The sequence below is a fragment of the Ruegeria sp. AF7 genome, assembly GCF_056541885.1.
Map to the genome: position 1 here is coordinate 1 of NZ_JBQFYX010000002.1, position 16,990 is coordinate 16,990.

A 16,990-nucleotide genomic window follows, 5' to 3' on the forward strand; every position below is an offset into this window, starting at 1 on the left:
CTTGAGCTACGCAAGGGCTCCGCTCAGCAGGCCTTGACCGCAACCTAATCACAAGAAAGAAACAGGAACGGATTCTACATCCAAACGGCCCGGATCAAGGGGCTGGGTCACGGGGTGCAAATCCTTCATTACTGATCTGCGCATCGCAATCGCCAGCCTGTCATGAAAGATGTCCAGAGCGGCTTCCGCCTCTCTCGTAGAAAGCCAGCCATCTTCAATTCTCCAGTGGCGAAAGAACACCCAATCTATTGCGTTTCTGCGCGAGAATTCGAGAGAGCTTTTGGCTCGCTCTCTTGTTGGAATCTCACCAAGCCGCGCCTTCTGCCCGTACTTCTCTCGACCCTCTGCAAGCTTCTCTTCATGCCAAGCTATAAGCTCGTCGATGTGTTCTTCGCTGATCTCAGTTAACTCCGTAATTTCGGCTGCTATGTCATCGGGAATGGTGGCCGTAGCCTTTTGAACTGCATCCAAAAAACGCTCGTCGCGCAGGAATTCTAAGGACCAATTCTTAGGCGAAGTTCTCCACAGAATGAACTCCGCCTGTTGCGTCCAGGTGCCGTTCGAGACAAGGCCAAGTTGCTGAAGCAATTGTAAAAGGTCATCATCACAAAGTGCGCAGCCCAATCCAGAACGAGCTTTGATGTTTGGGGTCTGAGGTGGAGGCGGATCCTTCATAGCAATTACAAAGCCGCTCCCGATACGAGTTGGCGGGAGGCTTCCGTCTGGTAGGCGGAATGAAAGTTTGTTTTGTTGCTCCGCAAGCCAAAGAACAGAAATGCAGATGTCATCCCATCGCGGCATGATCGCAGGTAGTTCAGGAACATCTTTTGGTACTGCCCCCCAGTCCGTTGGATCTGCAAAGCCAAGCTTGACCAAGGCCATGCATCCGATTTGGTAGGCCGTAGTCGCCATGTCATTCCAGCCCGGACGATCCGAAGCTTTTGGCAAAGTTCCTGCGAGGAAATGGGCTACGTCTTTGCGCCAGTTTTGTTGGTCATCGCCCATGGTCAGTCTCGGATAAGGTTTGAGTACCTTCTGTATGGCCGGTGACATAGCAAACGACAACCCTGCCTAACTTGCGTTACCAAGAGCGGTACAATCCATGAAGCAACCCTTGGCGCAAGCGCAGCGAAACGGCGCTTCGTCCGCTCAAAAGAAGTTTAGTAGTATTTTGTGTATGTCGGTTTCATTGCCTATACCTGACATTTCAATTGCGTTCGGCAACGGTGGTTGCGCCCTCCCGCAACCAGCGTCAGAAAACCACAAACACTGCCCGTTCAGACCACAAGTGATCCCCCGGATCTTTTGCTTAACCTCTTAACCTCGTCAGCATCAGAACCTGAACCGCAGAGGATCATATCCTCTCACCGCAACCAAATATAACACACAATATCAGATTGTTACGAACCGCCTCCCGGCGGTGTTTCTATTTGCGCCAATACCGCCGGAAGTACTCTGGAAGCAGATGTGGCGAAGTCGATGTGTAGCAATCCAGCACAAACTATTTACACAAGTCCACGCAAGAAGTCCCGATGGGCCCAAAAGCTGCCGATGATCACACTTCAGTCTTTCGGTTGTAGCCCTTGGGCGGCGAGTTTACTGCCGAAAGCTGAACGCGGCTTCAACTATGTCATTGAGGCACTGATTGATTCGGTAGTTCGGTTGGCGTTTCTTTGGCAGTTCGCAGCAAATAACGTTGAGCGAAATGCGCATCATCTGCCGGGGAATGTAACAACAGGAAACGAGAGTAACTTGCTCAGCGCGGGATAGGTCCAAACGTTGGGGGCAGCTCAAACAAGAAAATCACTCAGCACCTTGTTGAATAGCTCGGCTTTTTCCAGATGCGTCGCATGCGCAGATTCTGGTATCACCGCAAGATTTGCGTTTGGAATAGACTGCCACAACTTTTCTGTTTGGCTCCAGGGGTAGGTACGATCACGATCCCCCCAGATAACCAGCGTTTTGGTTGTGATAACGGGCAGGAGATCGGTACCGCTCCAGCAATGCATGGCATCCAAACCTGTAAGTATGGCTTGCAGGCTACTCAACTCGGCGATTGAAGCACATTCTTCGTAAGCTTCAGCTTTTTCCCGCTCAAGGAACCAGGTTGCTGCAATTCGCCGACCGGTCGCTTGCGGGCCGTCAATGCAAGCCCGTCGCTTTGTGGTGTCAATCGTTTCGAACCGCCCTGGCAAAACACCTACGGACCCTGTGCCATAAAGCACCAATTGGTCGATCCGCTCGGGTGCGCGAGCAATCATTTCCTGTACGACCATCCCGCCCATCGAGTGGCCAACCAGGTGAAATTTCTCAATGCTACGCGTCTTCAGCTCATTCAGGGCCCATTCAGCAAAATCTGAAATGCTGCCGAGAGCTTCGAGCTGTGCATTTTCGCCAAAACCCGGCAAGTCAAGCGTGATGATCTTGTGGCCTGCCATTGCCTCAACCTGCCCCTGCCACTGCCGACTGCCGCCCAAAAATCCATGGACAAATACAATGGGTGTCATTTCCGACCGCCCTGCACAATCCGATCCAGGATCATGGCGCAGAACAGGATTGAGAACCCGGCAAGGATACCCTGGCCGACGTTTGCGTATTGCAACGCTTCCAGAACGTCCTCACCCAGCCCTTTGGCTCCGATCAGCGAGGCGACGACAACCATCGCCAGCGACAGCATGATGGTCTGGTTGATCCCGGCCCGGATCGATGGGCTTGCCAGTGGCAGGTCTACCTTGGTCAGCAAATACCACTTATTGGCGCCGAAACTGATCGCTGCTTCTCGAACGCTTTCGGGTACGCCACGCAAGCCCAGCACAGTCAGGCGCACCACGGGTGTGCCACCAAAGATCATGGTGACCACGACGGCTGCGGGTTTGCCGACACCGAAGAACGCGATTACCGGCACCATGAAAACAAAGGCTGGCATGGTTTGCATGAAATCCATGATAGGCTGGATAAAAGCATAGAACCTTGGGCGACGCGCAGCGAACATGCCCAGTGGAATACCGATGACGATCGACAGACAGGCCGCCGTCCCAAGTAATGCCAGTGTGGTCATGGCGCCTTCCCAAAACCCCAATAGGCCCATATAGGCCAGAAACGCCCCGGAATAGATCGCCGTGCTGATACCCGCAGTCAGCCAGGTCAGCAGAATGATCAGGCTTGCGATCACGATCCATGGTGTTTGCACCAGAATAACTTCAAGCGCGTCCAGCAGCGTTCGTATGCCGAAGGTCAGCCCGTCAAAGAAGGCCACACTGTTGCGCACGCACCAGGCGATAAAGTTTTCGACCCATGTGATACTGGTCAGCCGGATGTTTGGATCTGTCGGAAATTGGCTGAGGATCGAAAATCGGCCCGGGAAACTGTAGTGCATCATCGCCGCCGCGACGATCAAAACCATGAAGATCGCACTGAATACGATCTGAGACACTGGCATGGCGGACCGAATGGAACGGTCTGACAACCATTCCGAGAAGCGCGCCTCAAGCGCCCAATTCGCCACCTGCGACTGGATAAGCTTGACGATAATCAGAATGGCCAGACCGGTCAGAACGATGTAAGGCCCTTCAGCGGCCATTGCTTCGGCTTCGGCCCGGATGCCGCCAATGTTTTCCTCAAGCGAGTCTACAGTACGTTGATAGACATCAATCTTGTCTGAGTTGTTTTCGATGGCTGCGGCCAGTTGTTGACGCCGCAGTTCAAGCGTTCCTTCAATCGAAGCGATACGTTCCATTGCATCGGCGGCCAGGTCACCGAACAACCCTCGGGCAATCTGCACGTAGGCTATCGTTTCGAGGATCAAAAACGGTAACGCCCATGTCCACAGGCCCCGCGCACCGAACCAGACCGGGCCAAATAACCCGGCCATGAAGTTGAAGGTTGGCGTAAAACGGGATGACGCCCCGATCTTGTCGAAATTTCGTATGTAGTAGTCCGGGCTGGTGCGAACGAATGTCCGAATGTTTTCTCGCCGCTCTTCGGCATAGGCCAGGGCCGCTTCGCTTTCGGTGTCTTCCAGCGGATTCACATCTGAGGTGCTCATGACACTTCGGTCCCTTCGATCACGGTGCGCAGCAGGTCGGCACGGGTTATGACGCCAACATCCACGCCGCCGTCCTCGACCAGGATTGCACTGCTGTTGTCGATTGCCAAATTGATCAGGGTGCTGAGATTTTCGCTCTCATTCACCCGTGGGGCGTCAGCCGGCAGAGGCCCGTCAACCGCGACGTGTTCAGGTATCGGTCGCATAACCGCATGGGCCCGCACCACTTTAAGCCGTGAAATACCGGCGACAAAATCGGCCACATAGTCATCTGCAGGGTTCATGACGATGTCTTCGGCCGTTCCGATCTGTACCACCTTGCCGTCGCGCATGATCGCGATCCGATTGCCAATGCGAACAGCTTCATCCAGATCGTGGGTGATGAAAATGGTGGTCTTCTTAAGGATCTTGCTGAGCCGGATGAATTCATCCTGCAATTGTCGCCGGATCAAAGGATCGAGTGCCGAAAAAGGTTCATCCATCAAAAGCACATCCGGGTTGGCTGCCAGTGCCCGAGCCAAGCCTACACGTTGCTGCATACCACCTGACAGCTCGTGCGCGAATTTCGATCCCCAAGCGCCAAGCTCAACGATGTCGAGAATGGCCGCGGCCTGGCGCATGCGTTCATTCTTGCTGACTTGGCGAATTTCCAACGGCATTGCCACGTTATCCAGCACTGACCTATGCGGCATCAGCGCAAAGTTCTGAAATACCATGCCTATCTTGCTGTTGCGAAACTGCTGAAGCTCCTTTGGCCCTAAAGCCATGACATCGGTACCTTCGATTTCGATCTTGCCAGCGGTCGGCTCCAGCAGCCGGTTGAAGTGGCGAACCAAAGTGGATTTCCCACTGCCGGACAGGCCCATGATGCAGAAAATCTCGCCCCGATTGACCGACAGGCTGACATCAGCGACGCCGACGACGCAATTGTATTCTGCCAGCACTTGCGCCTTGTTCAGCCCGCGGTCGCGGATCGCTTGCAGCGCCACTTCCGGCCTGCTCCCGAATATCTTCCAGACATTCGAGATTTCAATAACGGTATCTTCGCTCATGGGTCCCCCAGAGGTCTGCACTTGGGTGGCGCCATCACCTGCCGCCACCCTGTTTCCTGCGTGAGATCAGAGGCCCAGCCACGCGTCGACGCGATCCGGGTTTGCTTCGACCCATTCGCGGGCAACTTCTGCCGGATCACGGCCCTTGCCGCTGATTTCATAGGCAAACCCGCTGACATCATCCGCTGTCAACGCGAAATTAGCAAAGAAGTCGGCAATAGCTGGCGAACGTTCTGGCAGGGAATTGGACCATGCGATCTGCACGTTCTTGAGAGCGTCCTTTGTCGCGACCGTGGATTTGTTGTACCAATCCGGATCGTCGGAAGGCTGGATCATCACGTAATTTGCGGGATCGAATGTCGGCTCGGTCAACATCTGTACGTCGAACATGTACCAAACCGCGTGCGGCTTGTAGCAGTAAAAGGCGTACCCTTCGCCCTTGGCGATGCTGTCCTTGATCCGCGCGGTCTTCACGCTTTCCTCGGCACGGATCGGTTCGATGAAATCAAGCAGGCCATAATCCCTTGTCTTGACCTCGTTTACATTGGCCGAGGCCCAACCCGGTGCGCCAATCCACATCTCACCTTTGCCATTGCCGTCACTGTCCATCAGGGCAGCCACATCCGGGCGACCCAGGTCGGCGATGTCGGTGATGTTGTTGGCTTCACCAAAATCCTTGCTGACGCAGAACCCCTGATTGCCTTCATAGGGATTTGAAGACAGAGTCACAGTACCCGCCTCGTCAACGTATTTTTTGGTAAAGCTTTCCTGATTGGGCAGCCATACGTCGGGATGTACGTCGATATCGCCCTTGCCCTGATCCATCGCCTGAAAGATCGTGGCGTTGTTGCCAGGCACATATTCCACTTTGCCACCGATGCGCATTTCCACGACCGCGCCCAGCAGATGAGCAATGGCTTGGGCGCCGGTCCATGACGGGACACCGATTTTTACCTCTTCAGCCGCGAAAGCGGGCATCGCGAAGATGCCAGCCGCAGCCACCAGGCTTATTGTGTTCAACTTGGTTCTCATGGTCTTCTCCTCTGTTGATATGCGCCGTGTTTTTGGCGTCGTATTCTCTGTCGTTCCACTTTCCCATCGCGCAATTGGGTCGTGCCAACTTGTCTTTGGCCGCAACTTCGGACGGAAGGCTTACAATAAGTCCTGCCGCCGGACCCTGTTCAGAAGTCTAGATCAAGAGCTTTTCTCAGAGCCAATTCGAACATTTCATCAAACTATTCGTATTCTGCATAATTTGAATTATGCTTGGAGAATACGTTCATTAACACGCAGGAACACCCGTTGGATCTGAATTGGTTACGTGACTTTGAATGCCTTGCCCGGACCCTGAACTTCACGCGCGCTTCTGATGAGCGAAACATTACGCAATCCGCATTTAGCCGCAGAATCAAAGCGTTGGAGAGCTGGGTCGGGTTGCCTCTGGTCAATCGGGCCACGTATCCTGTACAGCTGACGGAAGCGGGTAAGCAGTTTTTACCCGTTGCCCTGACAGCGATCTCACAACTGTCAGAAACACGCCAGTCCTTGCGGGATGCAGACCGGGGCGATAGTCGGTTCATCCGATTTTCGGTGCTTCACACCATTGCGGTTAATTTTTTGGCAACCCGAATAGAAGAGTTGCAGAAGCAGATCCCAGATTTGCGCACTCGCGTCCTGTCTGATTCCTTAAGCACCTGTTGTGACCTTTTGGTCGAAGGCGTGGTGGATATCCTGCTGTGCTACAATCACCACTCAGTGTCACCCATGATCAATGAAGCTGCATTCGAGCGTAAGGACCTGTTGAAGGACCGGCTGGTGCCAGTGGCGGCCGTTGAACCGGTGCGCGCCTTGGGATGGGATCTCGGCAGACAGGACGGCCCGCCTATCCCTTATCTGTCCTATGACCGATCATCGTTTTTGGGGATGGTCGTCGAAAATACTGTTGATCGGAAACCCCAGAATACCGAGACCATCTATGTCGATAGTCTGGTCGAAACGATCAAACGGCGACTGATGACGGGCAGCGGTTTTGCCTGGATGCCCGAGACAGCTATTTCTTCGGAACTGGATCAGGGGTTGCTGGTCCCAATTGGTGATGAGGCATGGTGCGCCACATTGACGATTTCAGCCTTTTCCAATCCCGCGGCCTTTGACCAGACCGCACGACAGCTATGGGAACTGTTGTGACGGTGTTGGTCGTCACCTTCGAGGCTATTTGAAGTATTTCGCGCGCCTGCAACGCTATTCGCAAGGATGCGCGCGCCGCGTCACGGGCCAGACAAACTTGCCCACACTGCGACGGAGGGCGCATCGCAGGACAAGCCAGGTTCAGGATTATTTGTCCCGTTTGCCTGAAAGAATTTCAGAGTTCTTCTTCGACCCGGACATTCGGCCGGAAAATCATCAGACCTAAGCCCGATGTAGCGCAGCAAGGCCCGGGATATTCTGACCCCAATACAGGAAAACGCCTCGAACAGGATTGGAGACGAAAATGAAGATCCAGAAAAGAACCGGTCAACTTCTAAGCACTGCAGCGCTTGCCTCGCTGATTGTGATGACACCTTATGTGCCGACCTTCGACGCAGAGGGCCATCTGCGCTTGGAACCCGCTTACGCGTTGGCAAAAAGTGGGAAGGGGAGTGATGGTGACGGCGGGGATGATGATCGTGACGGCAACTCCGGGTCAGGGAGTGGCGGTGATCGTGATGATGACCGGGATGACAGTTCCGGATCGGGCAAAGGTGGTCGCGACAGCGATGATGACGACGATGATGACGACGATGATGATGACGGCTCGTCACGCTCAGGCCGAGGCAGCGGCAGCGGTAAGACGGACCGCTCTCGGTCTGGAGGGCGACCATCTGGTTCAGCCGGAATAACAAAGGTCGAAACAAGCGCGAGCGGCATTGAAGTACGCTATGCCGACGGTACCAAGGAAGAGATCGAAAACGGTCGATACGAAAGAAAGAATGCGCAGAACCGAACCGTCGAAGAACGACCTGCAACCGGTGCCGACGTTTCGCGCCTTCGGTCGATGGCAATCGGCATCTCAATCGATAGCGTGCGTTCGCAAGGGCAGAGCGGTGGCGCCGGAAGTCGTCCTGCAAAAATCGAGATTCAGGGCAACAATATCGAAGTCAGCTACACGAACGGCTGGAAGGAAGAGATCGAGGGCGGACGATACGAGTTGAAAGACCCGTTCAACCGGACCGTTGTTGAAAGAAACGCAACTGCAGCGGACCGCCAAAGGCTTCAGTCGGTCGCCAACTGAGCAACGAACTTTGACGAATGTGCGGGGCGGTTTCTTTTCTTGAGAGACCGCCCCGGTCATTGAACGCCTGACCCTTAGTCGTTCTTGTTCCAGGCCTCATGCGCGATAAGAGCGGCCTCCACCCGGTTTCGCGCATGGAGCTTGGACAGGATCGCCGTCATGTAATGCTTGACGGTTTTCTCCTGTATTCCCAACTCATCGGCTATTTCCCGATTGCTCAGCCCTTTGGCGACGCGCCGAAGAATCTCCTCTTCGCGATGGGTAAGATCATCTATGGCGTCAGCTTCTTGCTGCGACCCGTTTCTGCGATTGATCTGAAGCAGCATACGCGAAGCAAGACCCGGCGAGACGAACCCTTCGCCCGAGGCGATACTGCGCAGCGAAGCTGTCAATTCGCGTGCTGTCACGCCCTTGACGATATAGCCAATGGCACCCGCCTCCAAAGCGTCTGCAACGTCACTGCTGTTTTCAGAGACCGTCAATATCGCAATGAAAGGCGGGTTCGCCATTTCAGCAATTCGACGGGTCGCGCTAATGCCGCCACCGGGCATCGACAGGTCGAGGATGGCGATGTCAGGCTGATGGGTTCGGACAAGGGAAACGGCCTCATCCGCGTTTGATCCGGCGGCAAGAACCTTGAAGCCGTCGGCCTCCTCCAATGTGCGGTGTAGACCGTCCCTGAAAATCGGGTGATCATCTGCGATAACGACTGAAGTTGTCATGATGCACTCATCTTTCTGGGAAGCAACGTCATAGCAACAGTGGTGCCCTTGCCTGGGGTTGACGTCACTTCGAACCGACCGCCAATGCTTTCGACCCGGTCACGCAAGCCGACAAGGCCCTGGCCCCCGTCCTCACGCAGAACCGTCTCGCCGGAGGGGGCGAACCCGGGGCCGTCGTCGCTGACCTGAACGGTAATGCGATCATCTTGTACGTCGCAGGTGACAGTGCACTGGGACGCGGGCGCATATCTTGCGGCATTGGAAAGCGTTTCCTGCAGGAACCGGAAAACGCACAACTTGCCCGAGATTGACAAATCAGGCGACGGATTGCCTTGAAAGGAAATACCGGGGCGAAAAGGGCTGTGCTCGGAATGGTCCTCGACAGCTCTTTTCACGACATCAACGAGCGCCAGGTTTTCGATGTCCGGCGCGAACAATCCCCGAGAAAGAGCGCGAATTTCTGCCAAAGACTTCTGCAACGACTGTTGAATTTCTTCGGCCTCGGTGGGCATCTCCGGCCTGTCGCCGAATGCGGCCTCCAGTCGAAGGGCGGCGAGCGACAGGTATTGGGCGGGGCCGTCGTGCAGCTCCGCGCCGAGTTTCCTGAGGAACCTGTCGGTTTGCGCGGCGTATCTTTCCGATGCATCAATGACACGCGACCGCAGCATGGCATTTTGCGCGGCCATCTTTTCACTTTCGGCAAGACGATCGTTCAGAAGGCGTCCTTGCCGTCGAATAGTGTTGTCGCCGATTGCGACAATGGAAAACAGAACAACCGTGCTTGCCGCAAAGGCCGAGCCAACGATCAACCAGCTTGTTCTTCGGGCTCTGGCCATGTCCAGTTCCAGCTGATCTGCCTTTTCATAAAACTCGGCGACGGCGATGATTTTCCCCGACCAGATTTCGCGAATGGGGCTGTAGACTTCCAGCAATGGAATGCCAAGCGCAGCCTCTGCCGCGCTTTCTTCGTCTTCCAGCTCTTCAAATGAGCCCGAGATTTCTCCGTTCCACGCACGTTTCAGGTCATCTGTCGGCTCGAACCGGCGACCGATGATGGCGGGATCCGATGCGTAGGCAATCTCGCCCTCCTGCTTCCAGAACTTGTACGAGGCAATGCGTTCGCGCATCGGCTGGGTCATGAAGATCTCGTCCAGCGCCCGGCTGGCCTGTTCGGACAGTCGATCTCCATGCGCCAGCTCCTGGCTGAGTGGGGACAAAATGCTTTCCATGTACAATGCCGCAGAGTTGGCGGAATTTTGTACAACCGCGTTTTCGATCCGGTTCGATACCCAGTGACCAACAAACACCGTTGCAGTCCCCATGACCGCAACGCTCGCCGCGAGAAAAACGCGCGACAAAGACCAGTTGCCAATTGTCAGGTCAGTAATTTTGGGTCTCATTTCGCAATCGACTATGAACGACAATTGCTTGACGCGCTACAGACCATGGTCTGATGCACTTCTCAAGTGTACCAAACCTGATGCGCAGATCGGGACTTGGCCCTTTTGGGTGCACCCCGGCAGGTTCCCGCGTCCCGATCCCAATCCCGGCTCAACGGGTTTTCAAACACTCCGCCAGGGTTTGCGCCATGTTGCGAATGACTTGCGGGTACAAAGACGGCCCGGGTTCCAGAGCCGAGCCCAGCGGATCGATCACACCGGATTGCGCCGATGTTCCATCCAGCACGGTTTCGACGATGCCCGGATTGAACTGTGGTTCGGACAATACGCAATTGATGCCTTCTGCGTGAATGCGACCTTGAATGGCGGCAATTCGCGCGGGGCTTGGGTCGGACGCGTCGCTCAGGGAAATCGCGCCCGATGCAGGGAAACCGAACGCGACCTCAAAATACTGGTAGGCATCATGAAACACGATGAAGCTGCCGCCGCGAACCGGTTCAAGCAACTCTTCCACTTCTGCGGAAAGCACGGTCATTTCTTCGCGCGCCGCTTCGGCATTTGCTAAATACGCAGCGGCGTTGTCGGGATCCGCTGACGACAGTTGATCCGCGATCAGGGTCAGCCAGGCTTTGGCATTCGTTGGCGACAGCCAGGCATGTGGGTCATGAGAGTCATGATCATCATGGCCTTCGTGATCGCCATGGTCGTCATGGTCTTCGTGACCCGCATCGTCCGCGTGATCATGCGCCTCAAACAATGCGTCTTCCCGGAACTCAAGAAGCCCCGTACCCTTTGCGTCCAATAGGGCTGTGGCGGTCGCACCTTGAGCAAGAGTTTCTATCGCACTTTCCAGCCAGGGTGTCAGGTCTTCTCCTACCCAGAACACCAGATCGGCGTTTTGCAACGCGGCTGCCTCGGACGGGCGCAGATTGTATTCATGCGGCGAGGCACCCGGTGCGACGATCAGGGCAGGTGTTCCCACACCCGCCATGACACGGGCCACCAGCGAATGAACCGGGGCAATGTCCGCGGCAACGTTTGGCGCATCTGCGCGGGCCGGTCCACCCAGCAGTGCAACTGTGATAGATAATGGAAGAAGAAGCGTTCTGGACATCGGGCCCTCTGTGTGATTTTATAACATTTCAAGCGGCAATACATGATATGTAATAACATGACAAGTGATGTGCACCCAGTTATTGGCAAAGACGCGGCTCCGGTCGGGTTTCAGGAACATGACCACCAGAGCTGCGTCGCAACGGCTCTGACATCCGCCGAAGTCCGGTGCAAAGCGGAAGGGCTGCGGCTGACGCCGGTTCGGCGCAAGGTTCTTGAGATGTTATTGCACGAACATCGCGCCCAAGGTGCCTATGCAATCCTTGACCGGTTGCGCGACGAAGGGTTCGGGTCCCAGCCTCCGGTCGCTTATCGGGCGCTGGAGTTTCTTGTACAAAACGGATTTGTCCACAAGATCGAGCGGCTGAACGCGTTTGTCGCCTGCTCTCATCCTGGCGCTGCACATTCACCTGCTTTCATGATCTGCCGAAAATGCGACGCCGTAGCCGAGGCGCAATCTGCCCCGTCCAAAGGTGTTCTTGGTGCTGCCGCGCGCGCGGCGGGTTTCGAGATCGAGCGAACGGTTGTAGAGGCTGAAGGTCTCTGCCCCGACTGCACCGAAAAGGCATAAAGATGGCGCTGATCACTGTCGAGAAACTCAGCGTCCGCTATGGCGCGCATACCGTACTGCATCATGTGGACATGGTCATTGAGCCGGGTGAAATCGTAACCATCGTTGGCCCGAACGGATCAGGAAAGACCAGCCTGCTGCGCGCCATTATCGGTGCGACACGGCCTTGTGCCGGTCAAGTGTCACTGAAGCCCGGATTGAAAATCGGCTATGTGCCGCAGAAACTGCATGTCGATCCGACATTGCCGATTTCTGTCGAACGGTTCATGCGTCTGACCGATCCTGTGTCGCGCAGGCAATGTGTCGAGGCGCTTGAATCGGCGGGTGTGCCGGATTTGTTGAAACGCCAGATGTCGCAACTGTCCGGTGGACAGTTCCAGCGGGTGCTGCTGGCTCGGGCTTTGATCAACCGCCCGGATATCTTATTGCTGGACGAGGCGACTCAGGGGTTGGACCAACGGGGGTCGGCCAGCTTTTACCAGCAGATCGAGGCTGTCCGGCGCGAGACCGGATGCGCCATTCTGATGATCAGCCACGAACTGCACGTGGTCATGAGTGCGTCGGACCGGGTGATCTGCCTCAATGGGCATGTCTGTTGCGAAGGATCGCCGGCTGTGGTCGCCTCGGCGCCCGAATATCGGGCCTTGTTCGGAACCGGAACTGGCGGTGCGCTTGCCCTTTATCGTCATGAACATGATCACAATCATGATCATGACCATGATGCGAGTACACAGGAAGCGGCGGAATAATGCTGGATGATTTCATGATGCGGGCAACGCTCGCCGGTATTGGCGTGGCGTTTGCGGCGGCCCCCCTTGGGTGTTTTGTCGTATGGCGTCGCATGGCGTATTTCGGCGATGCAACCGCACATGCCGCAATTTTGGGCGTGGCCCTGTCCCTGACGTTTCAGATGTCGATCTTCACGGGCGCGTTGGCTGTCGCTTTGGTCATGGCGCTGACCGTTTCGCTTTTGGCCGGTCGCGGATATGCGATGGACACGCTGCTGGGCGTTCTGGCACATTCTGCGTTGGCCTTCGGGCTGGTTGCAGTTTCATTCCTGTCCGGTCTCCGGATTGACCTTATGGCGTATCTGTTTGGGGATATTCTGGCGGTCTCCCGTTCTGATCTGATCGTGATCTGGGGCGGTGCGGCGCTTGTCGTGGCGCTGATTGTCTGGCGTTGGGCGCAACTTCTGACCGCGACATTGAACGAAGAACTGGCTTACGCCAGCGGATTCGATCCAAGACGAGAGCAACTGATCCTGACCCTGTCTCTTGCCGTGACCGTGGCGGTGGCGATCAAGGTTGTGGGTGTTTTGCTGATTGCCGCAATGCTGATCATTCCGGCGGCAGCGGCGCGTAACCTTGCGCGGTCACCAGAAACGATGGCCTTGATCGCGGCGGGAATAGGCGCGCTTTCAGCCATCACGGGGTTAAGGGCTGCGTATGTTTTCGACACTCCGGCAGGGCCTTCGATCGTCTGCGTTGCCGCGATCGTGTTCGCGTGCCTTAGCCTGATTGGATGGCGAACACAGGACAGGGCTTAATGGTTCCATAGGTCTTCGCGGCCGTAGCATCCCGGTCATCCGGTAATGTGACCAAAGCGAAAACGCCACGAAAAAAGGCCCGCAAACCTGCGGGCCTTGATGCATTTCTACCCGCGTCGTTTACTGCGGGATATCGCCTTCCAGCCCTTCAACATAGAAGTTCATGCCAGCCAGCGTACCGTCGTCGGCCACTTCGCCCTCGGCCAGCCAGTCGCTGCCGTCCTGCTTCTTCAGCGGTCCGGTAAAGGCATGATAGCTGCCATCGGCCAGCGCCGCTTTCAGCGCCAGTGCCTCTTCCTTGATGTCCGCAGGAACTGCATCCGAAATCTCACCGATTTCTACCATGCCCGGCCCGATACCGTCCCAGGTGTTGGACGAGGTCCAGGTGCCGTCCATCACAGCTCGCGTGCGCGCAATGTAATAGGGTCCCCAGTTGTCGATGATCGAGGAAACACGCGGTTTGGGGGCGTATTCGCTCATATCCGAAGCCTGACCGAAGGTGATCACGTTACCCGCCTCTTGTGCGGCGGCCTGCGGAGCGGTCGAGTCAGTGTGCTGCAGGATCACGTCGGCGCCCTGTTCGATCAGAACCGAGGCGGCGTCAGCCTCTTTTGCCGGGTCGAACCAGGTATAGGCCCAGACGATCTTGAACTGGACATCCGGGTTTGCCTTCTTGGCGTGGATATAGGCCGAGTTGATACCGCGGATCACCTCGGGGATCGGATAAGACCCGATATAGCCGATGATGTTCGATTCGGTCATTCTACCCGCGATATGCCCCTGAACCGCACGACCTTCGTAGAAACGCGCCGAATAGACCGAGACGTTGTCGGCCATCTTGTAGCCGGTCGCGTGCTCGAACTTCACGTTCGGGAATTTCTTGGCCACATTGATGGTTGGATCCATATAGCCAAATGAGGTGGTAAAGATCAGATCTGCGCCTTCCAGCGCCATCTGTGTCATCACGCGTTCGGCGTCCGGGCCTTCCGGCACCGATTCAACGAATACAGTCTCGACCTTGTCGCCGAACTCTTCTTCGATCGCCAAACGGCCTTTGTTGTGTTCATAGGTCCAGCCACCGTCGCCGACAGGGCCGACATAGACAAAACCGACCTTGGTCTTGTCTTGCGCCACTGCACCGGTCGCAAGACCAAGCGCTATCGCGGCAGTTGTCAGAAGTGATTTGAATTTCATGTAGTTACTCCCCAAGTTGGTTCAGTTGGCCCCTAGTGTGAGGCGTGGAAGGTCCGGCCCAGTGAGGCAGGTGCGCTGCTCTTGTCGGCCGAAAGGATCACAAGCACAAGGATCGTGATGAGATAGGGTGACATTGCCAGATACTCGACGGGAATGGCAACGCCCGCTGCCTGCAAATTGAGCTGCAAGACGGTAATGCCGCCGAACAAATATGCACCCAGCAGGACCCGCCATGGTTTCCAGCTGGCAAACACCACCAGCGCCAGCGCGATCCAGCCCACACCCGCGGTCATGCCCTCGGTCCACTGCGGCACACGGATCAGGCTGATGTAAGCCCCACCCAGGCCCGCGCAGGCCCCGCCGAACAGGATCGCCATGATACGGATTTTGATGACCTTGTAGCCAAGCGCATGGGCGGCATCGTGGTTTTCACCAACCGCCCGCAGGATCAACCCGACGCGGGTGTACTTCAGGACGGCCCAGACCACAGCGGTCAGCGCAATGCCCAGATACAGGATGGGGTCGTGCCGAAACAGGATCGGGCCGATGACCGGAATATCGCTAATCAAAGGGATGTGGATATCGCCCATGCTGGGGGGTTTGACGCCCACATAGCTTTGCCCCATCAAGGCGCTGAACCCCAGTCCAAACAGGGTCAGCGCAAGGCCGCTTGCAACCTGGTTGGCCAATGCAAACTGTGTCAGCAGGACGAACAGCAGCGACAGCACGGCCCCGCCAATGGCGGCAGCAACAAAGCCCAGCCAGGGCGAGCCGGTTTCGACCGAGATCGCAAAACCGCTGATCGCGCCAACGATCATCATGCCCTCGACACCAAGGTTCAGAACGCCTGCCTTTTCCACGACAAGCTCTCCGATCGCGGCCAGCAGAAGGGGGGTTGCGGCCACCATAAGCGAGGCAACCAGAAGAACGGGATTGATTTGACCAAGGTCCATGATCACGCCACCTCGCTACGCGCCGCACGGATGCGGAAGTTTGTCAGAAGATCGAAGGCCAGCAGGAAAAACAGCAGCATTCCCTGAAACACCTGAATGGCAGCGGCAGGCAGACCCAGCTGCGATTGTGCAATTTCGCCGCCAATATAGGTCAGCGCCATCAGGCCCCCGGCCAACAGGATACCCACCGGATGCAGGCGGCCCAGAAACGCGACGATGATCGCGGTAAAGCCATAGCCCACGTTGAAATCGATGCTGATCTGACCGGACGGGCCGGACACCTCGAACATACCGGCCAGCCCGGCCAAAGCGCCCGAAATCCCAAGGCAGAACAGGATCAGGCGCGCCGGATTCACACCTGCAAACTTTGCCGCGCGGGGGGCCTCACCCGTCAGACGGATATGGAAGCCCAGCATGTGACGGTTCAGCAATACATAGGCAAAGATCACCGCGATGAAGGCCGCGACAACACCCCAATGCATCCCGGAACCGGCAATCAGCTCGGCATTATGCGCGCTTTCATAGGATTGCAGGTTGCGCGATCCGGGAAAGCCGAACCCTTCGGGGTTCTTGAGAAGACCTAGCGAGACCGAGGCCAGCATCTGCTCGGCCACGTAGACCAGCATCAGCGACACAAGGATTTCGTTGGTGCCGAAACGCACCTTCAGCAAAGCCGGGATCGTTGCCCACAGCCAACCGCCAAATGCGCCTGCGACCACCATGATCGGGAAGATGTACCAGGCATCAAGCGGATAGAAGGCCAGACCTGCGCCCGCGCCGAATATGGCGCCCATGATGTATTGTCCTTCGGCCCCGATATTCCAGATACCGGCCCGAAAACCCAGCGACAATCCGATTGCGATCAGCACTAGGGGCGCGCCTTTGACCAGCAATTGAGGGCGGTAATAGAATGCGAACTCTCCAAACAGCGGCTCCCAGAAGATGGTACCGATGGCTTCGACCGGATTTTTCCCCAAAATGGCAAACAGCAACCCGCCAAACACCATTGTTGCCAGCACCGCCACAAGGGGGGTCGCGTAAGACCAGGCCCTGGACGGCTGTGGCCGTTTCTCCAACACAATCATCTGCTCATCCCCCCAGATGTTTCATCTTTTCGCAAATA

General features: G+C 56.2%; 16 protein-coding genes. 5 read left to right on the forward strand and 11 right to left on the reverse strand.

The features are described from left to right. Positions 1-48: 48 nt before the first annotated feature. The 5 genes from ACR0AP_RS05485 to ACR0AP_RS05505 all read right to left on the reverse strand — a co-directional run bounded on the left by ACR0AP_RS05485 (position 49) and on the right by ACR0AP_RS05505 (position 6,129). Entirely contained in the window at positions 49-1,005 is a 957-nt protein-coding gene (locus tag ACR0AP_RS05485; protein ID WP_480505841.1) for a hypothetical protein, read from the reverse strand. A gap of 785 nt (positions 1,006-1,790) precedes the next feature. Then, positions 1,791-2,507, reverse strand: a complete 717-nt coding sequence (locus ACR0AP_RS05490; RefSeq protein WP_480505843.1) for an alpha/beta fold hydrolase — start codon at positions 2,505-2,507, stop codon at positions 1,791-1,793. Continuing rightward, the gene (locus tag ACR0AP_RS05495) at positions 2,504-4,045 is read right to left on the reverse strand and encodes an ABC transporter permease (protein ID WP_209504846.1); all 1,542 of its coding nucleotides are present in this window, start codon (positions 4,043-4,045) and stop codon (positions 2,504-2,506) included. The genes ACR0AP_RS05490 and ACR0AP_RS05495 overlap by 4 nt, the downstream gene beginning before the upstream one ends. Then, positions 4,042-5,097, reverse strand: coding sequence for a quaternary amine ABC transporter ATP-binding protein (locus tag ACR0AP_RS05500; protein WP_209598084.1), 1,056 nt, complete (start codon positions 5,095-5,097; stop codon positions 4,042-4,044). Before ACR0AP_RS05500 ends, ACR0AP_RS05495 begins: the two co-directional genes overlap by 4 nt. A gap of 66 nt (positions 5,098-5,163) precedes the next feature. Further along, positions 5,164-6,129 (reverse strand): ABC transporter substrate-binding protein, encoded by a 966-nt coding sequence (locus ACR0AP_RS05505; RefSeq protein WP_480505846.1) that lies wholly within the window; start codon positions 6,127-6,129, stop codon positions 5,164-5,166. A 270-nt stretch (positions 6,130-6,399) separates the two neighbouring features. On the opposite strand from ACR0AP_RS05505, the gene ACR0AP_RS05510 reads away from it, so the two are divergent. Together ACR0AP_RS05510 and ACR0AP_RS05515 are read left to right on the forward strand one after the other, a co-directional pair. Beyond that, entirely contained in the window at positions 6,400-7,284 is an 885-nt protein-coding gene (locus ACR0AP_RS05510) for a LysR family transcriptional regulator (RefSeq protein ID WP_209598083.1), read from the forward strand. 304 nt (positions 7,285-7,588) lie between these two features. Next, a complete protein-coding gene (locus ACR0AP_RS05515) occupies positions 7,589-8,368 on the forward strand; it encodes a hypothetical protein (protein WP_480505847.1) in 780 nt (259 codons plus the stop codon). Between the two features lie 74 nt (positions 8,369-8,442). Here ACR0AP_RS05515 and ACR0AP_RS05520 read toward each other — a convergent pair whose 3' ends face one another. From ACR0AP_RS05520 to ACR0AP_RS05530, 3 genes are all read right to left on the reverse strand, one after another. Then, positions 8,443-9,090: a response regulator gene (locus ACR0AP_RS05520; RefSeq protein WP_480505849.1), complete on the reverse strand. Its 648-nt coding sequence runs from the start codon at positions 9,088-9,090 to the stop codon at positions 8,443-8,445. Next, entirely contained in the window at positions 9,087-10,490 is a 1,404-nt protein-coding gene (locus ACR0AP_RS05525) for a sensor histidine kinase (RefSeq protein ID WP_480505851.1), read from the reverse strand. Before ACR0AP_RS05525 ends, ACR0AP_RS05520 begins: the two co-directional genes overlap by 4 nt. A gap of 151 nt (positions 10,491-10,641) precedes the next feature. Further along, positions 10,642-11,604, reverse strand: a complete 963-nt coding sequence (locus tag ACR0AP_RS05530; RefSeq protein WP_480505853.1) for a zinc ABC transporter substrate-binding protein — start codon at positions 11,602-11,604, stop codon at positions 10,642-10,644. Positions 11,605-11,661: 57 nt separating this feature from the next. Here ACR0AP_RS05530 and ACR0AP_RS05535 point away from each other — a divergent pair, with 57 nt between their 5' ends. The 3 genes from ACR0AP_RS05535 to ACR0AP_RS05545 are packed head-to-tail and all read left to right on the forward strand — an operon-like array spanning position 11,662 to position 13,720. Continuing rightward, positions 11,662-12,174 carry a Fur family transcriptional regulator gene (locus tag ACR0AP_RS05535; RefSeq protein WP_480484831.1) on the forward strand — a complete coding sequence of 171 codons (513 nt, stop codon included), beginning with the start codon at positions 11,662-11,664 and terminating at the stop codon, positions 12,172-12,174. A 2-nt stretch (positions 12,175-12,176) separates the two neighbouring features. Continuing rightward, positions 12,177-12,923 (forward strand): metal ABC transporter ATP-binding protein, encoded by a 747-nt coding sequence (locus ACR0AP_RS05540; RefSeq protein WP_480505855.1) that lies wholly within the window; start codon positions 12,177-12,179, stop codon positions 12,921-12,923. Further along, positions 12,923-13,720, forward strand: coding sequence for a metal ABC transporter permease (locus ACR0AP_RS05545; protein WP_480484829.1), 798 nt, complete (start codon positions 12,923-12,925; stop codon positions 13,718-13,720). The genes ACR0AP_RS05540 and ACR0AP_RS05545 overlap by 1 nt, the downstream gene beginning before the upstream one ends. Before the next feature lie 120 nt (positions 13,721-13,840). Here ACR0AP_RS05545 and ACR0AP_RS05550 read toward each other — a convergent pair whose 3' ends face one another. From ACR0AP_RS05550 to ACR0AP_RS05560, 3 genes are read right to left on the reverse strand one after another with little or no spacing between them, the layout of a single operon-like run. Further along, entirely contained in the window at positions 13,841-14,914 is a 1,074-nt protein-coding gene (locus ACR0AP_RS05550; protein ID WP_209598076.1) for a BMP family ABC transporter substrate-binding protein, read from the reverse strand. Between the two features lie 32 nt (positions 14,915-14,946). Then, positions 14,947-15,867, reverse strand: a complete 921-nt coding sequence (locus tag ACR0AP_RS05555; RefSeq protein ID WP_209598075.1) for an ABC transporter permease — start codon at positions 15,865-15,867, stop codon at positions 14,947-14,949. Between the two features lie 2 nt (positions 15,868-15,869). Further along, positions 15,870-16,952, reverse strand: a complete 1,083-nt coding sequence (locus tag ACR0AP_RS05560; protein WP_267363631.1) for an ABC transporter permease — start codon at positions 16,950-16,952, stop codon at positions 15,870-15,872. Between the last annotated feature and the right edge of the window lie 38 nt (positions 16,953-16,990).